This window comes from Hespellia stercorisuis DSM 15480 (assembly GCF_900142165.1).
Taxonomy (GTDB): domain Bacteria; phylum Bacillota; class Clostridia; order Lachnospirales; family Lachnospiraceae; genus Hespellia; species Hespellia stercorisuis.
On the sequence record NZ_FQZY01000135.1, the window covers coordinates 1 to 2,495 of the forward strand.

Genomic DNA, 2,495 nt, shown 5'->3' on the forward strand with positions numbered 1-2,495 from the left:
AAATTAAAAATACGTTTGAAAATACGATCGTAGATTTGATAGATTTGTTCCATAAGATTTGATTCCTTTCAGATATGATAATAGATGTGCATGTGGCTTAAAATAATAATGAGATTACTGTGGCTGAAAGCGCCGGATAAAAATAATAAAAGATTATGTAATAGAATGGATTTACTATAGCACATATAGCACGCGAAGACAATCCTGTTTTCAAATCCCGTTTTCCTCCGGGCTCTTTCATTCTTGTCTTCTGATTGGACAGATGATAGACTATGCAGTAAATGTAATGTCAAGATGGAAAGGATCTTTTTCGCCTTACTTCCCAATTTTCAACATAAAAATAGATGTTTGTTATAAAAACAATGATTCATGAGACACTTTTCTGGATTTTACCGTCTAATGTATAGAAGCATGAAAATACATACTTCCTGTACGTACAAAAAAAGAAAGGATTACATATGGAAAAACTGATAATACAAGCAAAGCGCAGAAATCCAGATGCTTTCACAGAACTGATGCAATCACAGATGCAGAATATGTATAAAACTGCAAGAGCAATTCTCTATAATGATGAGGATGTCGCAGATGCTATCTCGGAGACAATTCTGACTTGTTGGGAAAAAATCGGGCAATTAAATGACAATCGTTACTTTCGTACTTGGATGACACGGATTCTTGTTAACAAATGTAATGATTTAATTCGAAAGAAAGAAACACTATTGCGAAATGAAGCTCCCTCGGAACAGGCAGACACTGACAAAGGATTTGAAAATGCTGAGTGGAAAGCCGTTTTAGGGACATTGTCAGAAACATATCGGCTTGTTATGATGCTGTACTATATTGAAGGATTTAAAACCTGCGAAATCAGTCAGATATTAGAAATTCCAGAGAGCACAATCAGAACGAAGCTTGCAAGAGGTAGAGTGCAGCTCGCAGATATTTGTGAATTGAGGAGGACAGTATGATGGAAAAAGAAAAGCTGGATTTATTACGGAAAGAAGTTGTCATTCCCGATATCGTTAATAAAAAAACGAACGATGCATTTGCGAAAATCCAAAGAATGGCAAAAGATCATCCACCTGTGTTATTGGCTGATATGAAAACAAAGAAAAAAATTCCGCGCAAGAGAACTGCACTGATTATAATAGCTGCAACACTTGCATTGGCAACCATGTCCGCTGCAGCGGCTGCCTATATGAAGTGGAGCAACAGCTTTTCGGAAGGATTGGGCATATCTGAGGGGCAACAGCAAAAACTCACAGAAAGTAAATTAAATACATTTGTGGAACAGTCGTGTACAAATGCCGGGATTACGGTGACAGCAGTTCAAAGTATAACCAATGAATATTACACATATATTGCATTTCGTGTGGAAGGGTATTCGGTGGAAGATGGCGTTCAGCCTGACTTTCAAAATCTTTCTGTCACAGTAGATGGAATGAATGACTTTTTTACATCTGGAATCTTTTATGATGGGTTGATATGCGGGGAAGATGGAAGTCCAGTTCATGCGGAAGATGGAAGTCCGCTTGAAGTAGATGGGGACGGTAGGATTGTAAATAGTTACACAATGGATGACGAATCTTTAGAATATCAGATCTACTTGAAGAAAACAAACGAAAAAGGATTTTTTATAAATAAAGCAATTCATGTAGAGTTGCAAAATCTTGGAACAGTTGCGAAAGCTGACTTCACTCCAGAAGTCGAGGGGACGTGGACATTCGACTGGAAACTGGAAGGTTCCTGTGAAACGAGAGTTTATGAAGGCACGATGGCTCTCGGTGACAGCGGAGCCACTGTGACGCGAGTTGAAATTTCTCCAATTTCAATGAAAGCAGAATATGAATTTCCGAGGCAGCAAACGACAGAAAATGTAACAGCGGAGGATGAGAATGGAGATGAACAGGAAATAGAAATAACTCGTTATTCCGAGCCACCACAATTGGTTGGAGTAAAATTAAAAGATGGAACGTTATTGCCATGGATCAGCATGGGTGCTGAAACAATGGGCTATGTGGATGATACAAGCAACACGTATATCTGTTCCTTTTCAACGAACCGAATCTTAGACATCAGTCAGATGGACAGCGTATTGTTCCGAAAGACAGAACCTGATGGAACTGCCGTTACGGAAGACGATTTGTATGTTGTCCCGATGGAATAAGAGTGGGCTTGGCAAACGGAAACAAAGGTCAAAAGCTATTATGCCTCTGACCTTTTTTCCCTTAGTTCTTTGTTTTCCTTCTCAAGTCTGAGCTTTTCTGCTTCAATTGCCTCTTTTTCCGCTTCAGCCTGTGCTTTTTCCACTTCTAAACTGATCGATTTGGATCCGGTATTTATCCAATGGAAGTTCCATGGCTCCGTCCAATAATGGCCGAATCCTTGTACATCTGTTATTCTGTGAACCCTCACATGACTGAAGTCACATGCTTCCTGTTTCGGCGTAAATCGCCACAATAAATGCTGGTCTTATGCTTACTCCACAGGCGTAGATT

At 39.4% G+C, this 2,495-nt stretch carries 2 protein-coding genes; both read left to right on the top strand.

Annotated elements, in window-relative coordinates:
- Positions 1–458: 458 nt before the first annotated feature.
- Entirely contained in the window at positions 459–965 is a 507-nt protein-coding gene (locus tag BUB85_RS20680; RefSeq protein WP_073113352.1) for an RNA polymerase sigma factor, read from the top strand.
- Positions 962–2,164: a DUF4179 domain-containing protein gene (locus BUB85_RS20685; RefSeq protein WP_073113353.1), complete on the top strand. Its 1,203-nt coding sequence runs from the start codon at positions 962–964 to the stop codon at positions 2,162–2,164. The genes BUB85_RS20680 and BUB85_RS20685 overlap by 4 nt, the downstream gene beginning before the upstream one ends.
- Positions 2,165–2,495: the final 331 nt, after the last annotated feature.